Origin of the sequence: uncultured Exiguobacterium sp. (assembly GCF_964277885.1) — a bacterium.
GTDB lineage: Bacteria > Bacillota > Bacilli > Exiguobacteriales > Exiguobacteriaceae > Exiguobacterium_A.
This window is the reverse complement of sequence record NZ_CAXYJR010000005.1, coordinates 1,003,841-1,023,596: the sequence shown is the minus strand read 5'-3', so window position 1 is coordinate 1,023,596 and position 19,756 is coordinate 1,003,841. Positions and strand designations below refer to the sequence as shown.

23 protein-coding genes are annotated in these 19,756 nt (G+C 48.6%); 4 read left to right on the top strand and 19 right to left on the bottom strand.

Going from position 1 to position 19,756, the window contains the following annotated elements; translation table 11 throughout:
• Nucleotides 1-38: 38 nt before the first annotated feature.
• Nucleotides 39-341, top strand: coding sequence for a DUF1798 family protein (locus ACHWTJ_RS06845; protein WP_294741013.1), 303 nt, complete (start codon nt 39-41; stop codon nt 339-341).
• Between the two features lie 176 nt (nt 342-517).
• Nucleotides 518-1,432 carry a DUF3800 domain-containing protein gene (locus ACHWTJ_RS06840; protein ID WP_023468614.1) on the top strand — a complete coding sequence of 305 codons (915 nt, stop codon included), beginning with the start codon at nt 518-520 and terminating at the stop codon, nt 1,430-1,432.
• 223 nt (nt 1,433-1,655) lie between these two features.
• Here ACHWTJ_RS06840 and nth read toward each other — a convergent pair whose 3' ends face one another.
• The 10 genes from nth to panB form a co-directional block, all read right to left on the bottom strand.
• Entirely contained in the window at nt 1,656-2,312 is a 657-nt protein-coding gene (nth, locus tag ACHWTJ_RS06835) for an endonuclease III (protein ID WP_294741012.1), read from the bottom strand.
• Nucleotides 2,313-2,316: 4 nt separating this feature from the next.
• Nucleotides 2,317-2,895: a DnaD domain-containing protein gene (locus ACHWTJ_RS06830; protein ID WP_029341990.1), complete on the bottom strand. Its 579-nt coding sequence runs from the start codon at nt 2,893-2,895 to the stop codon at nt 2,317-2,319.
• Between the two features lie 75 nt (nt 2,896-2,970).
• Nucleotides 2,971-4,260, bottom strand: a complete 1,290-nt coding sequence (gene asnS, locus ACHWTJ_RS06825) for an asparagine--tRNA ligase (RefSeq protein ID WP_290721746.1) — start codon at nt 4,258-4,260, stop codon at nt 2,971-2,973.
• Between the two features lie 29 nt (nt 4,261-4,289).
• A complete protein-coding gene (locus ACHWTJ_RS06820) occupies nt 4,290-5,471 on the bottom strand; it encodes a pyridoxal phosphate-dependent aminotransferase (protein WP_214854399.1) in 1,182 nt (393 codons plus the stop codon).
• 14 nt (nt 5,472-5,485) lie between these two features.
• The gene (locus ACHWTJ_RS06815) at nt 5,486-5,953 is read right to left on the bottom strand and encodes a hypothetical protein (RefSeq protein WP_294741009.1); all 468 of its coding nucleotides are present in this window, start codon (nt 5,951-5,953) and stop codon (nt 5,486-5,488) included.
• On the bottom strand, nt 5,950-6,120 hold the full coding sequence (locus ACHWTJ_RS06810) for a YpmA family protein (protein ID WP_012370646.1): 171 nt from the start codon (nt 6,118-6,120) through the stop codon (nt 5,950-5,952). The genes ACHWTJ_RS06815 and ACHWTJ_RS06810 overlap by 4 nt, the downstream gene beginning before the upstream one ends.
• 62 nt (nt 6,121-6,182) lie before the next feature.
• On the bottom strand, nt 6,183-8,999 hold the full coding sequence (dinG, locus tag ACHWTJ_RS06805) for an ATP-dependent DNA helicase DinG (protein ID WP_394679291.1): 2,817 nt from the start codon (nt 8,997-8,999) through the stop codon (nt 6,183-6,185).
• A gap of 101 nt (nt 9,000-9,100) precedes the next feature.
• A complete protein-coding gene (gene panD / locus ACHWTJ_RS06800) occupies nt 9,101-9,484 on the bottom strand; it encodes an aspartate 1-decarboxylase (RefSeq protein WP_029341994.1) in 384 nt (127 codons plus the stop codon).
• A 2-nt stretch (nt 9,485-9,486) separates the two neighbouring features.
• Nucleotides 9,487-10,317: a pantoate--beta-alanine ligase gene (gene panC, locus ACHWTJ_RS06795; protein WP_394679290.1), complete on the bottom strand. Its 831-nt coding sequence runs from the start codon at nt 10,315-10,317 to the stop codon at nt 9,487-9,489.
• Nucleotides 10,314-11,153: a 3-methyl-2-oxobutanoate hydroxymethyltransferase gene (gene panB / locus ACHWTJ_RS06790; RefSeq protein ID WP_394679289.1), complete on the bottom strand. Its 840-nt coding sequence runs from the start codon at nt 11,151-11,153 to the stop codon at nt 10,314-10,316. The genes panC and panB overlap by 4 nt, the downstream gene beginning before the upstream one ends.
• A gap of 88 nt (nt 11,154-11,241) precedes the next feature.
• Between panB and ACHWTJ_RS06785 the strand changes: the two genes are divergently transcribed.
• The gene (locus tag ACHWTJ_RS06785; protein ID WP_294740999.1) at nt 11,242-11,364 is read left to right on the top strand and encodes a hypothetical protein; all 123 of its coding nucleotides are present in this window, start codon (nt 11,242-11,244) and stop codon (nt 11,362-11,364) included.
• A 37-nt stretch (nt 11,365-11,401) separates the two neighbouring features.
• Here ACHWTJ_RS06785 and ACHWTJ_RS06780 read toward each other — a convergent pair whose 3' ends face one another.
• From ACHWTJ_RS06780 to bshA, 3 genes are read right to left on the bottom strand one after another with little or no spacing between them, the layout of a single operon-like run.
• Nucleotides 11,402-12,373, bottom strand: coding sequence for a biotin--[acetyl-CoA-carboxylase] ligase (locus tag ACHWTJ_RS06780; protein ID WP_394679288.1), 972 nt, complete (start codon nt 12,371-12,373; stop codon nt 11,402-11,404).
• Nucleotides 12,343-13,476, bottom strand: a complete 1,134-nt coding sequence (locus tag ACHWTJ_RS06775) for a CCA tRNA nucleotidyltransferase (RefSeq protein WP_294750101.1) — start codon at nt 13,474-13,476, stop codon at nt 12,343-12,345. Before ACHWTJ_RS06775 ends, ACHWTJ_RS06780 begins: the two co-directional genes overlap by 31 nt.
• The gene (bshA, locus tag ACHWTJ_RS06770; protein ID WP_294740996.1) at nt 13,463-14,605 is read right to left on the bottom strand and encodes an N-acetyl-alpha-D-glucosaminyl L-malate synthase BshA; all 1,143 of its coding nucleotides are present in this window, start codon (nt 14,603-14,605) and stop codon (nt 13,463-13,465) included. Before bshA ends, ACHWTJ_RS06775 begins: the two co-directional genes overlap by 14 nt.
• A gap of 170 nt (nt 14,606-14,775) precedes the next feature.
• On the opposite strand from bshA, the gene ACHWTJ_RS06765 reads away from it, so the two are divergent.
• Nucleotides 14,776-15,663 carry a YitT family protein gene (locus ACHWTJ_RS06765; protein ID WP_294740995.1) on the top strand — a complete coding sequence of 296 codons (888 nt, stop codon included), beginning with the start codon at nt 14,776-14,778 and terminating at the stop codon, nt 15,661-15,663.
• A gap of 50 nt (nt 15,664-15,713) precedes the next feature.
• Here ACHWTJ_RS06765 and ACHWTJ_RS06760 read toward each other — a convergent pair whose 3' ends face one another.
• The 6 genes from ACHWTJ_RS06760 to ACHWTJ_RS06735 form a co-directional block, all read right to left on the bottom strand.
• A complete protein-coding gene (locus ACHWTJ_RS06760) occupies nt 15,714-16,394 on the bottom strand; it encodes a zinc metallopeptidase (RefSeq protein WP_294740994.1) in 681 nt (226 codons plus the stop codon).
• Nucleotides 16,395-16,439: 45 nt separating this feature from the next.
• Nucleotides 16,440-17,042 carry a DUF1405 domain-containing protein gene (locus tag ACHWTJ_RS06755; RefSeq protein ID WP_394679287.1) on the bottom strand — a complete coding sequence of 201 codons (603 nt, stop codon included), beginning with the start codon at nt 17,040-17,042 and terminating at the stop codon, nt 16,440-16,442.
• A 54-nt stretch (nt 17,043-17,096) separates the two neighbouring features.
• Nucleotides 17,097-17,888, bottom strand: a complete 792-nt coding sequence (locus ACHWTJ_RS06750) for a menaquinol-cytochrome c reductase cytochrome b/c subunit (RefSeq protein WP_294740990.1) — start codon at nt 17,886-17,888, stop codon at nt 17,097-17,099.
• Between the two features lie 40 nt (nt 17,889-17,928).
• Nucleotides 17,929-18,600 (bottom strand): menaquinol-cytochrome c reductase cytochrome b subunit, encoded by a 672-nt coding sequence (gene qcrB, locus ACHWTJ_RS06745; RefSeq protein ID WP_294740988.1) that lies wholly within the window; start codon nt 18,598-18,600, stop codon nt 17,929-17,931.
• A gap of 3 nt (nt 18,601-18,603) precedes the next feature.
• A complete protein-coding gene (locus ACHWTJ_RS06740; protein ID WP_035396830.1) occupies nt 18,604-19,110 on the bottom strand; it encodes a ubiquinol-cytochrome c reductase iron-sulfur subunit in 507 nt (168 codons plus the stop codon).
• Between the two features lie 104 nt (nt 19,111-19,214).
• Nucleotides 19,215-19,655: a DUF2487 family protein gene (locus ACHWTJ_RS06735; RefSeq protein ID WP_035407181.1), complete on the bottom strand. Its 441-nt coding sequence runs from the start codon at nt 19,653-19,655 to the stop codon at nt 19,215-19,217.
• Nucleotides 19,656-19,756: the final 101 nt, after the last annotated feature.

Here is a 19,756-nt window from a genome sequence, read left to right as displayed (position 1 = left end):
ATTGTACCGTATCGGCCGAGAGGAGTAGTTAAAAACCAATGACAATTGAACCGTTATTACAAGAGATTGAACGTATTTATCAAGAAGGACGTGCCGGAACCGAATATGACTTCAATCGTGACGTCGTACCATTCGTTGAACGAGCGGATCAACTGATTGCACAGTGGCAAACAAATGCCCAAGATAGTCCTTACTTACGTCCGAATATGGTCGAAAGTGCTGTGGATCAACTAAAGCAGATTTCTGTCCAAGCCTTTCAGCCGAAGACGAGTTTGAAGCGTTTCAATGAAACAATTAAATCCGTCCGCTATATCGATCGATTGATGAATGGCGAAGAATAACAATTAATAAACAGGAATTATCTTCCTTAAGTCGAACACCTAATCATACGGGAGAGATGTTTCCACGGTTTCACTTATCAGGCTATAGCTTTTCAGCCGCCTAGCGTGTAAAGTGGCATCAAGAGCATTTCTTTCGAAAAAACTGTGTAATTATTGTGCAATTGGAGGAGATTCATTTGAACAAACGGGTACAATCGAACGTCAAAGGCGTTGACGTCAAAGGATTTCCTAAGAATTCAACCCCTGCCCCGAAGAAATACATCATGTTCGTTGATGAGACGGGGACACCGAAAGGGAATACACAATTCAACTTAACGGGTGTCTTGATGGAATATAAATATGCCATCGATTCGGATGAGACTGGTGAACCGAGTCCGCTTCGTCAACGTTTGATGGATTTTAAGGCAAAAGTTTTTGAAGATCCACATATTCCACTTCATCTCAAAGAAATTTTAAAAGCCGAGCATCCGTATGGAAAAGAAGATGGCATCACGATCGATATGTTGCGTCACTTCTGGATTGCCTTACCGGAATTTTTAGTCGATATCGATTGTACGATCGTCAGCGTTGAAGTCGATAAACAGAAGTTACAAGACTTCTTCTCGACACCTAAGGATCCGTATGTCGTCGCCTTCGCTCATTTGATGAAGTCGTTTTATTCCTTCCTCGATGAGACAGAAGCAACGAGTGCGCGGGTTGTGCTCGAAAGTCGTGATGATTATCAGAATTTACTGATTCAAAAGGCGTTCTTTGATATCTTCAATTCAGGAACGGTCCATCTCGACGTCGAAAAAAGCCGTCAAAAAATCAAGGGCTTTATCTTTGCTGAAAAAGACAGCGACCTCTACCAATCTGGTCTTGAGATTGCCGATTTGGTCTGCTTACCTTTATCTCGCGTCCGTCGTGGTGTCATCGAGGTAAAACCACGGTTTGTCCATTATGGGGACGAAAACCGGATTTTTAAAGCCATCAAAGATAAGATTTACATTCGACGCGATAGTCCGGACCAAGATTTCCGCAACTGGGGATTCAAAAAAGTACCGATCACGAAAAAGCGTCGTGAATGGTCCGATACACCTTGGAATGGTTAATGATTCAAATCTATAAAGATAAGGGTGGCAGAATGATCTGCCACCCTTATCTAATAAAAAAGAATGACTCGTCTTTTCACGCTCCTTCCTCAGGCAAGACACAAGCCAGTTTTCCTGCTTCATTCAAGCAGAAGAGCGGGTCTAGTTTGTCTCAGACAGCGCAAATTGCGCTTTTCCTGTAGGAGTTGCGTGTGACGAGTCATTCTTTTTTAGTCTGTCCCTTTTAGGGTGTAGCTATTCCTTTTGTCCGTTTTTTCCCCTCTCGACACATGTCGAGTAACGGGCACGCTTCACAGTTCGGACGTTGTGCCTTGCAGTGATAACGTCCAAAGAAGATGAATTGGTGATGGAGCTTTGACCAACGCTCCCGTTTGAAACGGCGCATCAGTGTCGCTTCGACCTGCGTGACATTATCCTTCCAGCGACAGATCCCGAGGCGTTTCGAAACACGTTCGACATGTGTATCGACCGCAAATGCCGGTACATCGAAAGCGACAGACAAGACGACGTTCGCCGTCTTGCGTCCAACGCCAGGTAAGGCTTCGAGCCCGGCGCGTTCCGTCGGGACTTCGCCGTCATGCTGCGCAAGGAGTTGTGCCGCAAGCGCCTTGATGTTTTTGGCTTTATTCCGGTACAATCCAAGTCGTTTGATTTTGTCCTCGATTTCCTCGACGGGTGCCGCTGCAAGCGAAGCAGGATCCGGATATGCTGCGAATAATCCAGGCGTCACCTGATTGACAAGCACATCGGTCGCTTGCGCACTGAGTGCGACCGCGACGACCAGTTCAAACGGATTGCGGTGAATCAATTCACAAAATGCATCCGGAAACATCTCTTCTAACGTTGTTTCAATCCGATCGATTTCTGCCTTTCGTAACATCTTCTTAACCTCCCCGTCCTGCGAGATCTTCGAGCGTTTTGATCCCTTCACGTTCCCACGTCCGTAAAATTTGATTGATATAAGTCATTTTGCGGACGTTATGATAGACCGCTTCTCGAAGTGCGGCAAGCACCAGCTCTTCCGAAATGTTCTCGATCGTCAACCACTGGATGATCTGCTCCATTTGAAACGGTGACATCATCCCGAGTTCCCGTTCGAATTGTTGGAAGACGGACGGATTAATCGTATCAAAGTTCGGCGTTTCCTGTTCCGGTGGTGCCATCAGCTTTTCGTAAAGCGGAACAAGCGAATAACGTTCTGATCCGTTGACATTCTCCATTGCCAGTAATCCTTTTTGTAATAAACCGAGTGTCGTCTCGATCGTTTCCGTCTCGGATAGTCCAAGTCGATTGCTTAACTCTTCCGGTGACGGCATCTCCATACCTTCTGCCCGGCAAGCAAACAGTTGACCAATCAACGTGAACTCGACAAAACTGATGCCTAACCGTTTTGCCTCGGTGAACAATCGTTTCGGTAAGACGACCGTCCCCTCCTCGAATAATTGTACTAAATTATGATTCATCGTATTTCCTCGATTCTCTAGTCTAAACAAGAAATCGACCCGTCGAGACGATGGGTCGATGTTTTTCCTTACTGCTTATGGATAGAGGCGGTTCAGCAAACGTGGGAACGGAATCGTTTCCCGAACGTGCTCGACACCTGTGATCCAAGCGACTGTCCGCTCTAAACCAAGACCGAAGCCACTGTGTGGAACAGAACCGTATTGGCGGGTTTCGAGATACCATTTATAAGCACCTGTCTCGTCAAGACCATGTTTCTTCATCTCTGCGAGGAGTTTGTCATGATCTTCTTCACGTTGTGAACCACCGACGATTTCCCCGTATCCTTCAGGGGCAATCAAATCATCACACAAGACGAAGTCTGGGTTTTCCGGGTCTTCTTTCATGTAGAACGGTTTGATTGCTTTTGGCCAGTGCGTGATGAATACAGGACGAGCGAAGCTGTTTGCGATTGCTGTTTCATGTGGTGCACCAAAGTCATCGCCAAATTCGATATCGTCGAATCCTTGCTCCTTGAGCATGTCAATGGCTTCTGTATACTTGACGCGTGGGAACGGTGCTTTAATGTTTTCAAGGACCGTCAAGTCACGCCCAAGTAACTCAAGCTCCGCACGGCAGTTCTTCAGTGCCGATTGCACGAGGTGCGAAACATAGTTTTCTTGGACTTCGAGGTTCATCTCATGATCGTGGAATGCCATCTCCGGCTCCATCATCCAGAATTCGATCAAGTGACGACGTGTTTTTGATTTTTCAGCACGGAACGTCGGACCGAACGAGAAGACCTTTCCAAGTGCCATTGCTGCCGCTTCCATGTAAAGCTGACCAGATTGTGAAAGGTACGCATCTTCATCGAAATATTTCGTGTGGAACAATTCGGTTGTTCCTTCTGGCGCGCTACCTGTCAAGATTGGCGGATCCACTTTGATGAATCCTTCTTGGTTGAAGAATTCGTACGTCGCACGAATCAATTCGTTCCGAACGACCATGACCGCATGCTGACGCTTTGAACGTAACCAGAGGTGACGGTTATCCATCAAGAAGTCCGTTCCGTGTGCTTTTGGTGTGATCGGATAATCGATTGCTTCATGGATGACTTCGATTTTTGAAATTTCCATTTCATGACCAATCGCTGTCCGACCGCCATCTGATTTGATGACACCTGTCACCCAGAGTGATGATTCCTGCGTTAGACCTTTTGCTTGTTTAAATAAGTCTTCGCCAACCGTTTCTTTGACGACGACACCTTGCATGAATCCCGAGCCATCCCGAAGTTGGAGGAATGCGATCTTACCGCTTGAGCGTTTGTTTGCTAACCAACACCCGATCGTCACTTCTTCTCCTACATATTTGTTTACATCCCGAATCATTGCTTTCAACAGTCAACATCCTCTCTCTATTAAACGGCTGTATGTGCCGTGATGAATCCTTCAATCCGATCGAGTGCCTCTAGGACACGTGCCGGATCTGTCGCGTAAGATAGGCGGACATAGTCCGGTGCACCAAATCCTGAACCTGGAATCAAAGCGACCTTCGCTTCAGATAAAACAGCTGTACACCAGTCATCGACATTATCGAATCCACACATCTCGGCAGCTTGCTTTGCATGTGGGAACAAGTAGAATGCCCCTTCCGGCTTCAGACACGTTAATCCTTCGATCTCGATGAGTCGTGCATAAATTTTTTCAAGTCGTTCTTCAAAGATGACACGCATCGCTTCAACCGGTGCATCACCCTCTGCATACGCAGCAACTGATGCGGCTTGCGCAATCGATGTCGGGTTCGACGTCGAATGGCTCGCTAAGTTCGTCATCGCTGAGATGATCTCCTTCGGTCCGATTGCATAGCCGATCCGCCAGCCTGTCATCGCATGGGACTTCGAGACACCATTGATGATGACTGTCCGTTCGCGCATCTCTGGCAAGGACGCGATCGAGATATGTGTCGCACCGTTATAGAGCAACTTTTCATAAATCTCATCACTGATGACGAGTAGATCGTGTTTGATTGCAACATCTGCTACCATCTCGAGCTCTTCTTTCGAATAGACCATTCCTGTTGGATTCGATGGCGAATTCAAAACAAGCGCTTTCGTCTTCGGAGTGATATGTTGCTCGAGCAATTCTCGCGTCACTTTGAAGCGAGACGATTCGTCCGTTTCTAAAATGACCGGTACGCCGTCGCTGAGTTTAATTTGCTCTGGATAACTGACCCAGTATGGTGCTGGAACGATGACTTCATCGCCTGGATCGAGAATCGCTTGGAACAACGTCGAAAGTGCATGCTTTGCTCCTGAAGCGACCATGACTTCTGAGCGCTCGTATGGCATCCATAAGTCACGGCGTGTCTTTTCGATGATCGCATCCTTTAAGGCAACCGTCCCGCCAGACGGCGTGTATTTCGTATCGCCCGCTTCTGCCGCTTCGAATGCCGCTTGGATGATGAATTCCGGTGTATTGAAGTCGGGCTCTCCCGCACCTAAACCGATGATGTCTTGACCTTCTTCACGTAGTGCCTTGGCTTTCGCTGTGATGGCTAGCGTTGTAGATGGTGTCAATTGTCGTACGCGTTTCGATAACATGTCGCCCACTCCCTTTACTTGATTCGTAATCGTTTGATGAAAGAACCTTCTTGGTACGTATAATACGAATAATCATAGCCTGTCTTCGTCTGTGAAACGATCTCGATGACAGCCCGGTCCTCAAAACCGTACTTAGCAGACACGATATCTCCGAGTTCCGGATGATCCGCGATGATGGTCTTGATGGCAAAACCATCGGCAACCGGTCGTGTCTCAATCGTTCCTTTTTTCGGAACGAACGCCCGTACCGCCTGTCCGTTCTGCTTCATCGTAAAAACGACATATTGGCGTTTTCCGTTAAAGACAGATTCGAACCGGACGTCCGTTGGCTTGAGTTCTTTTTTCAGACGCGCCTCTGCTTGTTCGGCGACGCTCTGTTCCCGGTCTTTTGCCTCAGCGATCGTCACCTGGTAAACGGCTGTCCCGAGTACAGCCAAGATGATGAGTGCGCTCAGCAGACCAAGCGTGACTTTCCACTTCATGTGCGGTAGATGGTGAAGACCATCTGCTCCTTATCTTTTTCATCGAGAGCAAGACCGAACATTAAGTCTTCCGTTTTCAGCGTCCGGTTCAATAAGTCGACGATTTTATACGTATCGTCATGGCGGTTCACTTTGACGGTCGCAAGTGTTTCAATTTTTGAATCCATCTGTATGTCCTCCCTCATTTTTCTCTATCTATTATAATGCGATAGGGTTTATCTGAATAGACTCAATCGCCATCATTCAAGAACAATTCGAGTTCTGCCGTCAGTTCGTCGAGTGGTTTTGATAAAACAGGCACTTTTGGCAGACTCGTGACGAATCGTTTTCCATAACGCGTCGTCTCGATCCGGCGATCAAGCACGAAGACGACACCACGGTCGTTCGTCGTCCGGATCAAGCGACCAAATCCTTGCTTAAAGCGAATGATCGCTTGCGGTAGACTGTATTCGAAAAATGATGATTTCCCGAGTTTCTCGATCCGTTCCGAACGTGCCTGAACGATTGGTTGATCCGGTGGCGCGAACGGTAGTCGGACGATAACAAGACAACTAAGGTCATCTCCTGGAATATCGACACCTTCCCAAAAACTAGCTGTTCCGAACAAGATACAGGCGTCGAGTTGTTTGAATTGTTTCATCAGTCGTTGCCGTGAACCTTGCGTGACCCCTTGTGAGAGTAACGTAAACCGGTCAGGTAGTAACGGCTTCGTCGCTTCATGCGTCAGTCGAAGTAAATCATTTGAGGTAAATAAGACGAGCATCCGTCCTTCCGTCACCTCTGCGATTTGTAAGATGGCTTCCGCAATCGTCTCTGCAAATTCCGGCAGTGGCACATCCTGTAGAAGCGGAAGGTCCGTCGGAATCATCAATCGCACGTTATCAGCATATCCGAACGGCGACGGGACGACAAAACGGCGTGTCTCAAACGCATCGAGCCCCAAACGGTTCTCAATGAACTGGAACTTGTTCGAGACTGTCAACGTCGCAGACGTCAGGATACACGTCCGTTTTGAAAAGACATCGCGACGCAGTCGCTCTGAAATGTCGATTGGTTGTGTGTAGACCCGTGTCAGTTTTCGATTCTTAACGGACGTTTCAATCCAAGATACCGTCTCATCGTGCGGAGCAAGCATCGTCTCGAAAATCGCGAGCTCCGCTTCTTCGATTTGTGACGTGATCGCTTTTAAATCCGCGACGAGCGAACGCTCCCGATAACTCATCTGCTCCCGGTGTTCATGGAACAGTTTATGAATCGCGCGGATTGCTTGACGCAAACGTCGCAACACCAATTCAACCCGTTTGGCACTCTCTTGGACGGCACGCATCGAACGATCGAGTCGCTTAAAACGAATGCTGACCATTCCTTCCCGTCGTGCTTTGCGGGAAGCCAGTTCGAGCCCGTATGCTTGAATGATCATCAAGAGACCGTCCGCTTCTTCGAGTAACGTCGTCAGTGCCTCATCGACCGTCTCACTATGGGCTTCGACCATCTCGGCGATATCCCATTCTTCCGACAGATCGAGCAAGCGGTGCAACAGTTTTTTATCAGACGAATACCCAAGTTGTCGGAACAGACGATCAAACGTATGACCATCAAAGACAAGACCAAAATGATGACTCGCAACTTCTTCGATTTGGTGTGCTTCGTCAAGAATCAACGGACTTCCTTTCGGTAAGACCCCTGCTTCGAACTGTAGATCACTGAACAACAAGGCATGATTCGTGACGATGATCGTCGCATCTTTCGCTTGGCGAATCGCATGTTGGAAGAAATCCCGGCTATACCAGGGATCAAATCGTCCAAGCTGCGATTGACTATCGGATTGAATCAACTGTTTGATACCGATATTGCCTTGCGCCGCTCCACCTGGTAAGCTGACTTCTTCTAAATCTCCCGTTTCCGTCTCTGTCAACCAAACGAGCAAAATCGCTTTCGCGAGCGTGAAGTTATAGGCGTCCTCTTGATCATTCAAGAAAAATTCGAATTTCCGTAAATCAATATAGTTACTTCGTCCCTTAAGCAATGCAATCTGGACCGGCGCATCGAACAGTTGACGCAAGAGCGGTAAGTCACGCGCGAATAACTGTTCTTGCAATTGAATCGTGTGCGTACTGACGACGATCGGAACCTCATGTTCGAGCGCGTAATGCGCTGCCGGCACAAGATAACCGAGCGACTTCCCGGTTCCCGTTCCCGCTTCGACGAGTAACGGTGTTTCTTGATCGAGCGATTGATAGACATGACGCATCATCTCAAGCTGCCCACGTCGCTCTTCATATCCTTCGAATAAACGCGGGAACGTGACGGCATTCAATTCATCAACGAATGGTCCAAACGGTTCAAGAACGGGCGGATGCGTCAAGCGTTCGATCGTCTGGCGCTTTTTCAAAGCGATTTTTCGAAAACGATCGAATCCTTTATCCTCTTCGATACCGACCGAGCGAATCGCATGGTCGATCTCCTCTTCGATCGCACTGAACAGACGCGGTGATAAACGTCTGAGGTGTTTTAATGTCTCAAGCGGCAACGTATGTAGTCGTTTGAGTAGTTCGAGCAACAATTCAGCCGTCGCCGAAGCGTCACTCCCTGCCCGGTGCGCTTCTTGATGAGCAAGATCTAATGATTCTGACAGATGCGACAGCGCATGGCTTTCTGCTGTTGGAAGTAAGATTCGCGCAAGTTCAACCGTATCAATGACGGGACCTGTGTACGGCAAGTATCCTTCTTCTTCTAACGCATCGTTTAAGAAGTTTAAATCGAACTGCACATTATGTGCGACGAAGACACCACCATCAAGCAATGATAAGACTCGTGGTGCAAGGACATCGAACGTCTCTGCATTTTTGACATCTTTATCCGTGATGCCCGTCAACTGGGAAATGAATGGAGGAATCGGTTGGGTCGGACGCACGAAGGCAGACAATTGTTCTGTCAACTGTCCATCTTCAATGACCGCCATGCCGATCTCAATCATCTCATCGCCAGCCTTTATGGAGTGACCTGTCGTTTCCAGGTCGACTACGACGTACTTTTTCTTCAACACTGATCCTCCACCTTTAATCCATCCTCTCCATGATCGGATGGCATCTCATTCTTCATCTTAACAAAAAAGAGACCCGCTGACATAATCGGGTCTCTAAAATTTCATAAGATCGTGTGGGCGATTTCTTGAGACAACATTTGTTTGATGTCATTCTGCTCATTTAGAACAGCTACTTTTGGGACATGTGTCGCGATTTCTTCCGTCGATAATTGCGCATATGCCATGATGATGACCTCATCCCCAACTTGGAAATGGCGTGCTGCCGCACCGTTCAAACAAATGACCCCTGAACCACGAGCACCTTTAATCGCATACGTTTCAATTCGCGCACCGTTCTGATTGTTTGTCACTTGGACTTTTTCATTTTCAAGGATTCCAACAGCATCGAGTAAATCCTCATCGATCGTAATCGAACCAACGTAGTGTAAGTTTGCCTCGGTGACCCGTGCCTTGTGTAGTTTAGCGTGCATGAATGTGCGTAACATCGTCATGCTCCTCTCGTATATAGTAAATTATCGATCAAGCGTGCCGATGCGAACTGCACGGCGACAGCTAAGAGAATCGTAGTCGTTTGTTCCGTAACGGCTAGTAGTGATGGATAGTCGACGGCTTCGACGTAATCGATCGTCGTCCCTTCGAATTGAAGTGCTTCACGCGTCCGTTCAAGAACCGTTTCAACAGGCAGACCTTGATCGAGTGCTTGTTTCGCTCGCTGCAATGCCTGCTGGATTCCCGGTGCTTGCGACCGCTCTGTTTCCGATAGATAGACATTACGTGACGATTTCGCTAGACCATCCTCTTCGCGAATGATCGGGCAACGGACGATTTCAACCGGAACGAAGTAATCAGCGACATACGCTTCAATCAAGGCGAGCTGTTGTGCATCCTTTAAACCAAAATATGCACGGGTTGGACGGACGACGTTCAATAGTTTGCTGACGACCGTCAAGACACCATCAAAATGTCCTGGTCGCGATGCGCCGCATAAGACATCATCCCCGGACCGGACTGTGACACGGGCCATATCTAGCGGATACATCGTCTCGTTCGTCGGATAGAACAGGTAATCGACCCCTTCTACCTCCGCGATCTTCTGATCTCGTTCCGCGTCTCGTGGATAACGATCCAAATCTTCGTTTGGTCCGAATTGTGTCGGGTTGACGAAAATACTCAAGACGACGACATCATTCTCTTGTCGTGCTTGTTTGAGCAAGGAGGCATGCCCTTCATGCAAGAATCCCATCGTCGGTACAAAACCGATGGAACCTACTCCCGCTAAACATTCGCGTAACGTCTGGACGTCCTGGATGATTTTCATTCTTTAGTCCCTCCATAAAGCGCACCAATCAATTCTTCGTCCATCTGGAACGAATGTGCTAGTTCAGGGAAGGCACCGGCTTTGACGTCTTTGACGTAAGCAGCGATTGCTTCCGTTCCTGAAGTATTCCAGTCCGTGTACGCTTTAACGAACTTCGGTAATCGACCGACACCATACGTCAAGATATCATGATAGACAAGTACTTGACCGGCGACGTCTGCGCCGGCACCGATTCCGATGACGGGAATCGAGATAAGCTCTTGAATCCGTTTCGCGAGCGGATGCGGCACACACTCGAGGACGAGCATCTTCGCTCCGGCACGCTCTGCTTCCAAACTATCTGCAATCAGTTGTTCGGCTGCTTCTAATGATTTCCCTTGGACTTTGAATCCTTCAAGGACACCGACGGATTGTGGTGTTAATCCGAGGTGTGCGACGCAAGGCATCCCAGCATCCGTCAAACGACGAATCGTCTTTAAGATTTCCCCTGCTCCTTCAAGTTTCAAGGCATCCGCCTGCGATTCTTGAAAGATACGAGCTGCTGATTCCAATGTGCGATCAAATGAACCGTGATAGCTTGCGAACGGCATATCGACAATCATAAACGTCTGTGATGCGCCGCGGCGGACAGCGCGCGCATGATGAACCATGTCGTCTACCGTGACGGCAATCGTTGAATCATAACCAAGGATGACGTTCCCGAGGGAGTCGCCGACGAGCAACATATCAACCCCTGCTGCCTCTGATAGTTTTGCTGAAGGATAGTCATATGCCGTCAACATGACGAGCTTCTCTCCAGCTTGTTGTTTTTTGAGTAATGGACCCATTGTGTGCATTGTGTTCTCTCCTTACGTGTGTAGGGAGGACAAAAGGAAAACGCCTTCCTCTCCATAATAAACGCATGCGGAAAAGAAGGCGGAATAATTGAATATCGTCCTTCTGTCCCTGTCCGTTAAGATCAAGGCAGTTGAAACAGCTAAAACTGGCACCTGTCAATTCGGTATGGTTCCGACGAGCGGATACCATCCGTGGCTTTATTATACATGACGGGAAAAGCTCTCTGCAAACCGTCTGATTCAAACCCTCATTCTTTTTCCCAGTAAATCAGTTCTGCCGAATGGAAACATGTCTCGCCTGCATCCGTCTCAATCCGGATCGTTCCCGTCTCGTCAATACCGAGCAATGTTCCTGAAGCGGTCGCCTGACGTGTCCGTAGCGTCACTTGTTCATGTAAGCGATCAGCGAGTGTTTCCCACTCGGAGACGAAAGGTCCGAATCCTAATTCGAGCCACTGCGTATACAGTCGTTCAAATCGATTCAAAAACGTCGCGACGACTTCCGCCCGTCGGAAAGTTGTTCCTGATTCACGGACGAGCGAAGTGGCGCGATCTTTGATGCCTTCCGGAAACTGTTCGTGATGTACGTTAATGCCAATACCGATGATGACGGAACTGATCCGGTCTGCCTCGGTCTGCATTTCCGTCAAGATGCCTGCTACCTTACGACCGTTGATCAAGATGTCGTTCGGCCATTTAATCGTAACCGGAATATCGAATGTCCGGAGAGACTGCGCGAGCGCAATCCCTGCTACGAGCGTCAATTGCCCCGCTTGGTGCATCGGTACATCCGGTCGAACAAGCAAACTCATCGCGATCCCCTCATTTTTCGCCTCATGCCACGTTCTCCCCAGCTGTCCGCGTCCATTCGTCTGATGATCGCATACGACGAGCGTTCCTTCTTGCGCCTGCTGTTGTGCTTGTTCATGCGCGATCCGTTGCGTCGTGTCCAATTCTTCGAAATGAAGGATGTGTCGACCAAGACGCGCTGTTGTTAATCCGTGTTCAATCGCAATCGGCGTCAGCAGATCGCCTTCATCGATTAATTGATAGCCTTGTTTTTTATTGGAGATGATCTGGTATCCTTCTTCCTTCAAAATCTGCATATGTTTCCAAATAGCGGTACGTGAAATATTTAGTGTCTCCGCTAGTTCCTGTCCGGAGTACCATGTCCGCTTGCGCAGTGCCATCAAGATTTGTTCTCGGACTGTATGTGCCATCGCTCTACCTCCTCCATTAATGCCGATCGGTCGTTTGGACAAGATCGCATGACAACGCTGTACTCCAAGTGCAGAAGTGCTTCTTTGATCTGTTGTTTTTGAAGACCAAAGCGAATCATATCTTTTCCGTCGACAGCAAGCTCTTTGCGACCGCGAATCGGTAAATTCGATCGATCCGGATAATCCGTTCCAGTCATCTCCCGCAGGATCCCTAGCTCTTCATCCGATAACTGATAACGATCCCAGTCCTGTAACGGTCGGTATAATAAAGGCACTAAACACACAGCGAGCTGCATTTGATGTTTCGATCGTTTCCAGCGTGTCAATTGATCGCGTGCAAGACCGGCATCGAGCACGAGTGTCCAAACGGCATCTTTTGAAACACCTCGAAACGATTGCTTGGCGAGTCTCTCGACGATTTCTGCAGTCATGCCGGGGAGATAGCGTTCGATTCCTGTCCGAAGCATTGCCTGTAACGCTTGCTGTTTACCTGGACCAAGTAATAATTTCTCAAACTCGGTAGCGATCCGCTCAATCGCAACGGCCGCTAGATGCGGAGCAAGTTCAACAATTGCTTGTTCCGTCGCCTCGTCAAGCGAGAAATCCAGTTGACTCATGAAGCGGAAAGCCCTCATCATCCGAAGCGCATCTTCATTAAAACGTTCGACCGGTTGACCAACCGTCCGAATGATCCGCTCTTCGATGTCGCGCGCTCCGCCGAACAGATCGACGCGCCCCGATGGTCTGAGTGCCATCGCGTTGATCGTAAAGTCACGTCGGGTCAAATCCTCTTCTAAACTAACGCCAAGCGTCACCGCATCCGGTCGCCGGCGATCGCTATAAGTTTCTTCCGAGCGAAACGTCGTGATTTCATACGGCACGTGGTTGAGAACGACCGTCACGGTTCCATGCTCTAGCCCTGTCGGAATGACGACAGGGAATAAGTCGATGATCTGTTCCGGTAACATCGAACTCGCTAAATCATAGTCTCCTGGTGTCCGGCCGAGTAACATGTCGCGAACGGCACCACCAACGATATACGCCTCACCACCCGCTTGTTCGATCGTTTGGATGATGTGATGTGCGCCTTCAAGCAAGTTCATGACGCGCACACACCCGTTCATAGACTTGTTCATAACGACGGACGATCTCATTCGAATCAAAACGGCGACGCGTATCGCGAATGCCCTCTTCTGCCATCCGTTCCCGTAGCATCGGATCATCTGCGAGTTCACCAATCCGCGCCGCAGCGACTTTGACGTCGTAGGTTGGAACGATATATCCGGTCACACCGTCCTGTATGACTTCTGGTAATCCACCCGCTGTCGAGACGATACTCGGGACACCAATTGCCATCGCCTCGAGGACGACGAGCCCGAACGCTTCTTTTTCCGATAGCAACACATGAATGTCACTGATGGCGAGCAGTTGCGCGACATGTTCCTGTTTACCAGCGAAGATCACTTTGTCGTCAATGCCAAGTTCCTTCGCACGCCGTCTCGTTTGTCCCATCTCTGGACCATCTCCGACAAGTAAGAGACGCATCTTCCGATCTTTTGCTGCGATGGCGAATGCCGCGAGCGTATCGTCGATTCGTTTGACTGGTCGGAAGTTCGAGATATGAATGACGACGACTTCATCTGATTCGATGCCATAATGCCGCTTCAAGCGCTCATCCCGCATCGGATAATAGACACTCTCATCAATCGAGTTTGCAATGACATCGATGTCGTAATGGGCGTTGAGTGTTGCATTCGTTTCAAGCGCTAGACTCTCGGAGACGGCCGTGACCGCGTCCGATCGTTCGATACCGTACCGGATTGCTGGCTGCATCTCTAAGTCTTGCCCGATGACGGTAATGTCCGTTCCGTGTAACGTCGTTACGACGGCAACGCCTTTTTTCTTCGCCATGTTCCGTCCGAGATCTGCACAAACCGCATGCGGAACGGCGTAATGGGCGTGAATGACATCGAGATCAAATAAATCAATGATCTCTGCAACTTTTGACGCCAACGTAATGTCGTAGGGTGGATATTTAAAAACGGAATACTGGTTGACTTCAACCAAGTGGACCGTGATGTTTGGCCGATATTCCGTCAGGCGAAACGGCATGCTCGATGTAATGAAGTGGACGTCATGTCCACGATCTGCTAATTTCATACCAAGTTCCGTCGCGACGACCCCACTCCCACCGACAGATGGATAACAAAGAATCCCAATTGCTTTTTTCATGATAAAACCACACTCTCTTTATGACTTCTATTCGTCTCTATTCTAAGCAATATCGATCAGAATGACCATACTGATCACTTTTCGCCTGATTTTTGTAGGAAAAGCTAGTCTTTTTCCGACCGTGCCGTTACCCTAAAGAAAGAGTCTTGATTTGAAAGGAGCACACGGAAATGGCACCTCCATTCCAGTTTCCGATTCGGATTCAGAACATCCTCTGGATTTTAGTCGGATCATTCATCTTTGCTTTTGGTATTTATCATTTTAACGTCCAAAACGAATTGGCTGAGGGCGGCTTCACCGGAATTACGCTGATTCTAAAAGGGTTGTTCGGTTTATCACCATCAATCACGAACTTAGTACTGAACGTTCCTCTGTTTTTCGTCAGCTATAAGATTCTAGGTCGGACAACGTTCGTCTATACGTTGATTGGTACTTTCAGTTTTTCCTTTTGGTACGGATTGATCGCGAAGTATTCACCACTCGTGATTGATTTACGAGAAGATATGGTCCTCGCTGCCTTATTTGCGGGTGTGTTCATCGGGGTGGGACTCGGGATCATCTTCAACAACGGCGGAACGACGGGTGGTGTTGATATCATCGCACGTCTGACGAAACGCTACTTTGGTTGGTCAATCGGTCGGACGTTCTTAGTCTTTGACTTCTTCGTCATCGTCGCTTCCTTGACGTATCTCGATTATAAACAGGCGATGTATACGTTACTTGCTGTCTACGTCGGTGCCCGCGTCATCGATTGGATGCAAGAAGGCACTTACGCCGGTAAAGCGGCGATGATCATCAGTGATCACCGGACAGAGATCGCGGACGGCATCCATGCTACGATGAACCGCGGTACGACCCGTCTGATCGCAAAAGGCGGGTACTCAGGACGCGACCTCGAAGTGTTATATGTCGTCGTCGCCCGAAACGAGATCAATCGTTTGAAGACACTCGTTAAAAGTGTCGATCAGCACGCCTTCATCACGTTGCATGACGTCTATGAAGTAACGGGAGAAGGCTTCACATTCGACGAAAACCGAGTCCCGATCAAAGAAACCTAAACAGACAAAAAAACACGGATCGCTCAAACGAGCAATCCGTGTTTTTCGTTTTAGTCATCACTTGACGGGTTGAAGACAATCAGTGCGAGACGAAGGAACTCAGCGACGGCAACGAGTGTTGCTGCGACATACGTCCAAGCGGCTGCGTTCAAGACACGACGCGAACCACGCTCCTCTTCGGCGTCAATGATTCCGTGTTCCGTCAATTGCGCCATTGCTCGGTTTGAAGCATCAAACTCAACCGGTAACGTGACGAGTTGGAAGACGACTGCTCCAAGCATCAAGACGACACCGAGCATCGCAAGACCCGTAAATCCGGCGAATAGACCAATCAACAACAGTGGGAACGATAAGTTTGACGTGATCGACGCGACAGGTGCGATCCGGTGCCGGACACGCATCATGTTGTAATCCGTCGCATCTTGAATGACGTGACCGATTTCGTGCGCTGCGATCGAAACGGCTGAGACCGTCGAACCATAATAGACGTCTTCCGACAAACGGACGACTTTGTTCGTCGGGTCATAATGATCGGACATCGTTCCACCAATCGGCTCGAGTCGGACGTTCGTGATGCCGTTTTGCTTCATGATGAAGTCGGCGACCTGTGCCCCTGTCACCCCGCTCTGAATCGGAACATCTTGATATTTTTTATAGGTGCTCCGCACCCGCATCTGAGCCCAAATCGGGACGATGATGATGATCGCGAGATAAATCAAATAGTTTGCCACGAGACATCGTTCCTTTCTTTTTTTGTTTATAGGTCTATTTTATGTTCAAGCGACCTTATTGTCAATTGAATCGCGTGCGACTAGCAGATATCCCATCAAAAGACATAATCCAGTCAACCAGAAAGAACCGTACCCAATCCATTTGATATGCTCCGCAAGCGCAGGGTACCGGGGCCATTGCCCGAGGACATAATCGACGACATCGTTATGGATCACCCAAATCGCGACAAGGACGAGCTCCTTCACACGAAACGTCATCAAGGGACTATACAGTAACGCTTGGAACGCCATCGCTCCGTGTGACACCATCAGCATCAATGCCATCGCTGTTAAGAACAAATCCTCTGTTCCAAGCTGATTTAACATCAAGGCGTTCATGATGACCGCCCAGACACCGTACTTGATCAACGTCACGAAGGCAAGCGCTTCAAACAAGCGGGAACGTCGTCCAAAGATCCAGAGAAAGACGATGATCGTAAAGAACAGCGATGCGGTTGGACTATCCGGAATGAACGGATAGTAGTACCACTTCGATGTCGCAAGTTGTGGTTCATACCAGTAGTAGCCATACAAGGTGCCCGCTAAGTTGATCAATCCGACGACCCAAAGCACAGCTTTATGGCGGAGTAATGTAAGTATTCCTTGCAATCGTTTCACCTCATCATCGACAAAAGCCGGAGGATTGCTCCCCCGGCTTTTGGCTTATTTATTGTTTTCGCCGCCTTCACCGTATGAAGCGATGAATTTCGCAAGTTCTTTATGATCGGCATCTGATCCTTTGAACTGACCAGCAGGCATCGCACCGACACCTTTAACCGCGATATCATAAATCTCTTTTTCTGTCTTTTTCGTTCCTACGAGTGCTGGGGCTGCTGCTCCACCTTCGAGGTTTTTACCATGACAGTTGACACATGACTGGTTCGAATAAATTTCGTATCCTTTTGCCGATGTATCAATTTTTGGTCCTTCGTTCATCGTCAACTCACCTTGCTTGTGGATTGTATCCCAGTGAGTCGTTTGAACAGATTCCCATGTCAAGAAGACGATTGAGACGACTGCGAGGAGCATCATGCTGACTGCGATCGGACGTTTCGCAGGACGACGTTCAAGACCTTGGTCGAGCCATGGCGCGACGAGAAGTGCTGTGAACGCAAGACCTGGGAGGATGACCGTTCCCATCAAGATGTATGGACCTGCTGCGAATTGGTATTTCAAGAGCTGATAGAGGAATAGGAAGTACCAGTCCGGAAGTGGAATGTACGACGTATTCGTCGGATCGGCAATGTTTTGAAGTGGAGCTGCTTCTACGATTGTCAAAGTCATGAAGCCGATCAAGAAGACCGCTCCAACCATCCATTCGCGAAGTAAGAAGTTCGGCCAGAACGCTTCCGTTCGACCTGGATATTCCGAATAGTCTTTTGACTTGTTCGGCATCCGGTTGTTGATCGACACCCGTGAATCGGTGACGAATTTCATTCCTTTACCACGATGCATCGTGTTCTCCCCCTTTTTTGTTGTCTAGATGATAGTCGGTTTAAAGTGGTCCAGAGATCCCTTGTTTACGGATCATCATGAAGTGGGCCCCGAGCAAGACGAACAATGCTGCAGGAAGGAAGAAGACGTGAATCGCAAAGAATCGAGCGATTGTACTTGCGCCGACGATTTCTCCACCCGCAAGGAGGGTCTTCGCGATACCACCGATGACCGGAATACTTTGAGCAATCTGAATCGTTACTTTCGTCGCGAACAAGGCTTTCATGTCCCAAGGCAATAGATATCCTGTCAGACCGAGAGCTAAGACGACGAAGAACAAGAGGACTCCGACGACCCAGTTCAATTCACGTGGTTTTTTGTATGAACCAGTGAAGAAGACACGTAATGTATGTAAGAACAACATTACGATAACGACAGATGCGCCCCAGTGGTGCATACCACGAACGATTTGTCCGTGCGCGACTTCGTTTTGAAGATAATAGACGGACGCGTGCGCGTTGATGATGTCCGGTACATAATACATCGTCAAGAACATCCCCGAAAGAATCTGGATGACGATCGTAAAGAACGTCAATCCGCCAAAACAATAAACGAAAGCTGAAAAGTTATGTGCCGGGTTGACGTGCTCCGGTACTTCATGATCGGCGATGTCTCGCCAGAGCGGCGTAATGTCAACGCGCTCATCAATCCAATCATAGATTTTTTGCATCATCGCTTACGCACCTCTTTCGACTGGTTTACCAAGGTAGAGGTAACCATCTTTCTGTTGCATTTCATACTCATCGAGTGGTTTCGTTGGAGGCGTACCAGGTACGTTCGTGCCATCCTTCGTATACCGTCCGAAGTGACATGGGCAATAGAATTGCTCCGGGTGCGTTGGATCTGCGCCGAAGCTGACTTGGCAACCTAAGTGTTTACAAATCGGTGAAAGGGCAAGAATTTCTCCCTTATCATCTTTGAACACCCAAGCAGACAACGTTTCTTCGAACTCATACCACGCATCTTGCGTTTGTTTCTTGAAGTCGACCCGTTTTGGTTCTGTCGTGATATCCGACAACTTCATTACTTTTACTTTATCGCCTGCTCCTGATTTCTTCAGGACTGGATCAACTGCGAAGTTGACCATCGGCATGACCATTGTCGCAGCCATGAAACCGCCGACGCCTGTCAATGTATACGTCAAGAATTGACGACGTGTTACGTTAGACCCGTTTTGAGCCATCTCGATCCCCCCTTGTGATGTACGCTGTGCCCCAAGACGACAGTACTTCACACAAATTTCTCACATGGTAATAGTATCTTAATAAAATCATTGCGTCAACCGCTTCATAGCGCGGTCCAACGGTTTCCTAACTGTTCGAGAACTTGTCCAACAAAATTCCCGACCATCTGACCTTGTTGGTCACGACTCATCGTCTCAAGAGCTAGACGTGGCACGTAGATAATCTCTTCTGCGGCAGTCTCCTTCCACCTTAAATCAGCGGTGATGAAGGTGATGAAACGGAATTGCCCGGAAGCAGCCGCTTGACGCCATCCTTCCAACTGTTCGATCGACGGTACATCGATGTAGGTCATGGCAGGTAAGAGCAACGCCCGTCCGGATAACTGGCGTTCGACTTCGGACGCCACCGTCAATGTCATGTCTGCGCATTCCGCGTAAGCATGCATCGCCTCATCGAAACCGATCGGAAGCAAAGGCACGATCAGCGTATCGATATACGCTTGCTCGCTTCGTGTCCGCTGTACGTCGGATGGTTTGAAACGCAAGTCATTTCCCCCTTTCTTTCTTACTTACAATTCGTCACATTTAATGTATCATATCCACATTTCCTCCTGCTCTCTTAATGTGAACGTTTTATGAAATTCCG

Coding starts and splice junctions, on each gene's coding strand:
- ACHWTJ_RS06845 (WP_294741013.1), top strand. CDS start 39: ATGACAATTGAACCGTTATTACAAGAGATTGAACGTATTTATCAAGAA.
- nth (WP_294741012.1), bottom strand. CDS start 2,312: ATGTTACGAAAGGCAGAAATCGATCGGATTGAAACAACGTTAGAAGAG.
- ACHWTJ_RS06830 (WP_029341990.1), bottom strand. CDS start 2,895: ATGAATCATAATTTAGTACAATTATTCGAGGAGGGGACGGTCGTCTTA.
- asnS (WP_290721746.1), bottom strand. CDS start 4,260: ATGATTCGGGATGTAAACAAATATGTAGGAGAAGAAGTGACGATCGGG.
- ACHWTJ_RS06820 (WP_214854399.1), bottom strand. CDS start 5,471: ATGTTATCGAAACGCGTACGACAATTGACACCATCTACAACGCTAGCC.
- ACHWTJ_RS06815 (WP_294741009.1), bottom strand. CDS start 5,953: ATGAAGTGGAAAGTCACGCTTGGTCTGCTGAGCGCACTCATCATCTTG.
- ACHWTJ_RS06810 (WP_012370646.1), bottom strand. CDS start 6,120: ATGGATTCAAAAATTGAAACACTTGCGACCGTCAAAGTGAACCGCCAT.
- panD (WP_029341994.1), bottom strand. CDS start 9,484: ATGTTACGCACATTCATGCACGCTAAACTACACAAGGCACGGGTCACC.
- panC (WP_394679290.1), bottom strand. CDS start 10,317: ATGAAAATCATCCAGGACGTCCAGACGTTACGCGAATGTTTAGCGGGA.
- panB (WP_394679289.1), bottom strand. CDS start 11,153: ATGCACACAATGGGTCCATTACTCAAAAAACAACAAGCTGGAGAGAAG.
- ACHWTJ_RS06780 (WP_394679288.1), bottom strand. CDS start 12,373: ATGGCACATACAGTCCGAGAACAAATCTTGATGGCACTGCGCAAGCGG.
- ACHWTJ_RS06775 (WP_294750101.1), bottom strand. CDS start 13,476: ATGAACTTGCTTGAAGGCGCACATCACATCATCCAAACGATCGAACAA.
- bshA (WP_294740996.1), bottom strand. CDS start 14,605: ATGAAAAAAGCAATTGGGATTCTTTGTTATCCATCTGTCGGTGGGAGT.
- ACHWTJ_RS06765 (WP_294740995.1), top strand. CDS start 14,776: ATGGCACCTCCATTCCAGTTTCCGATTCGGATTCAGAACATCCTCTGG.
- ACHWTJ_RS06750 (WP_294740990.1), bottom strand. CDS start 17,888: ATGCATCGTGGTAAAGGAATGAAATTCGTCACCGATTCACGGGTGTCG.
- qcrB (WP_294740988.1), bottom strand. CDS start 18,600: ATGATGCAAAAAATCTATGATTGGATTGATGAGCGCGTTGACATTACG.
- ACHWTJ_RS06740 (WP_035396830.1), bottom strand. CDS start 19,110: ATGGCTCAAAACGGGTCTAACGTAACACGTCGTCAATTCTTGACGTAT.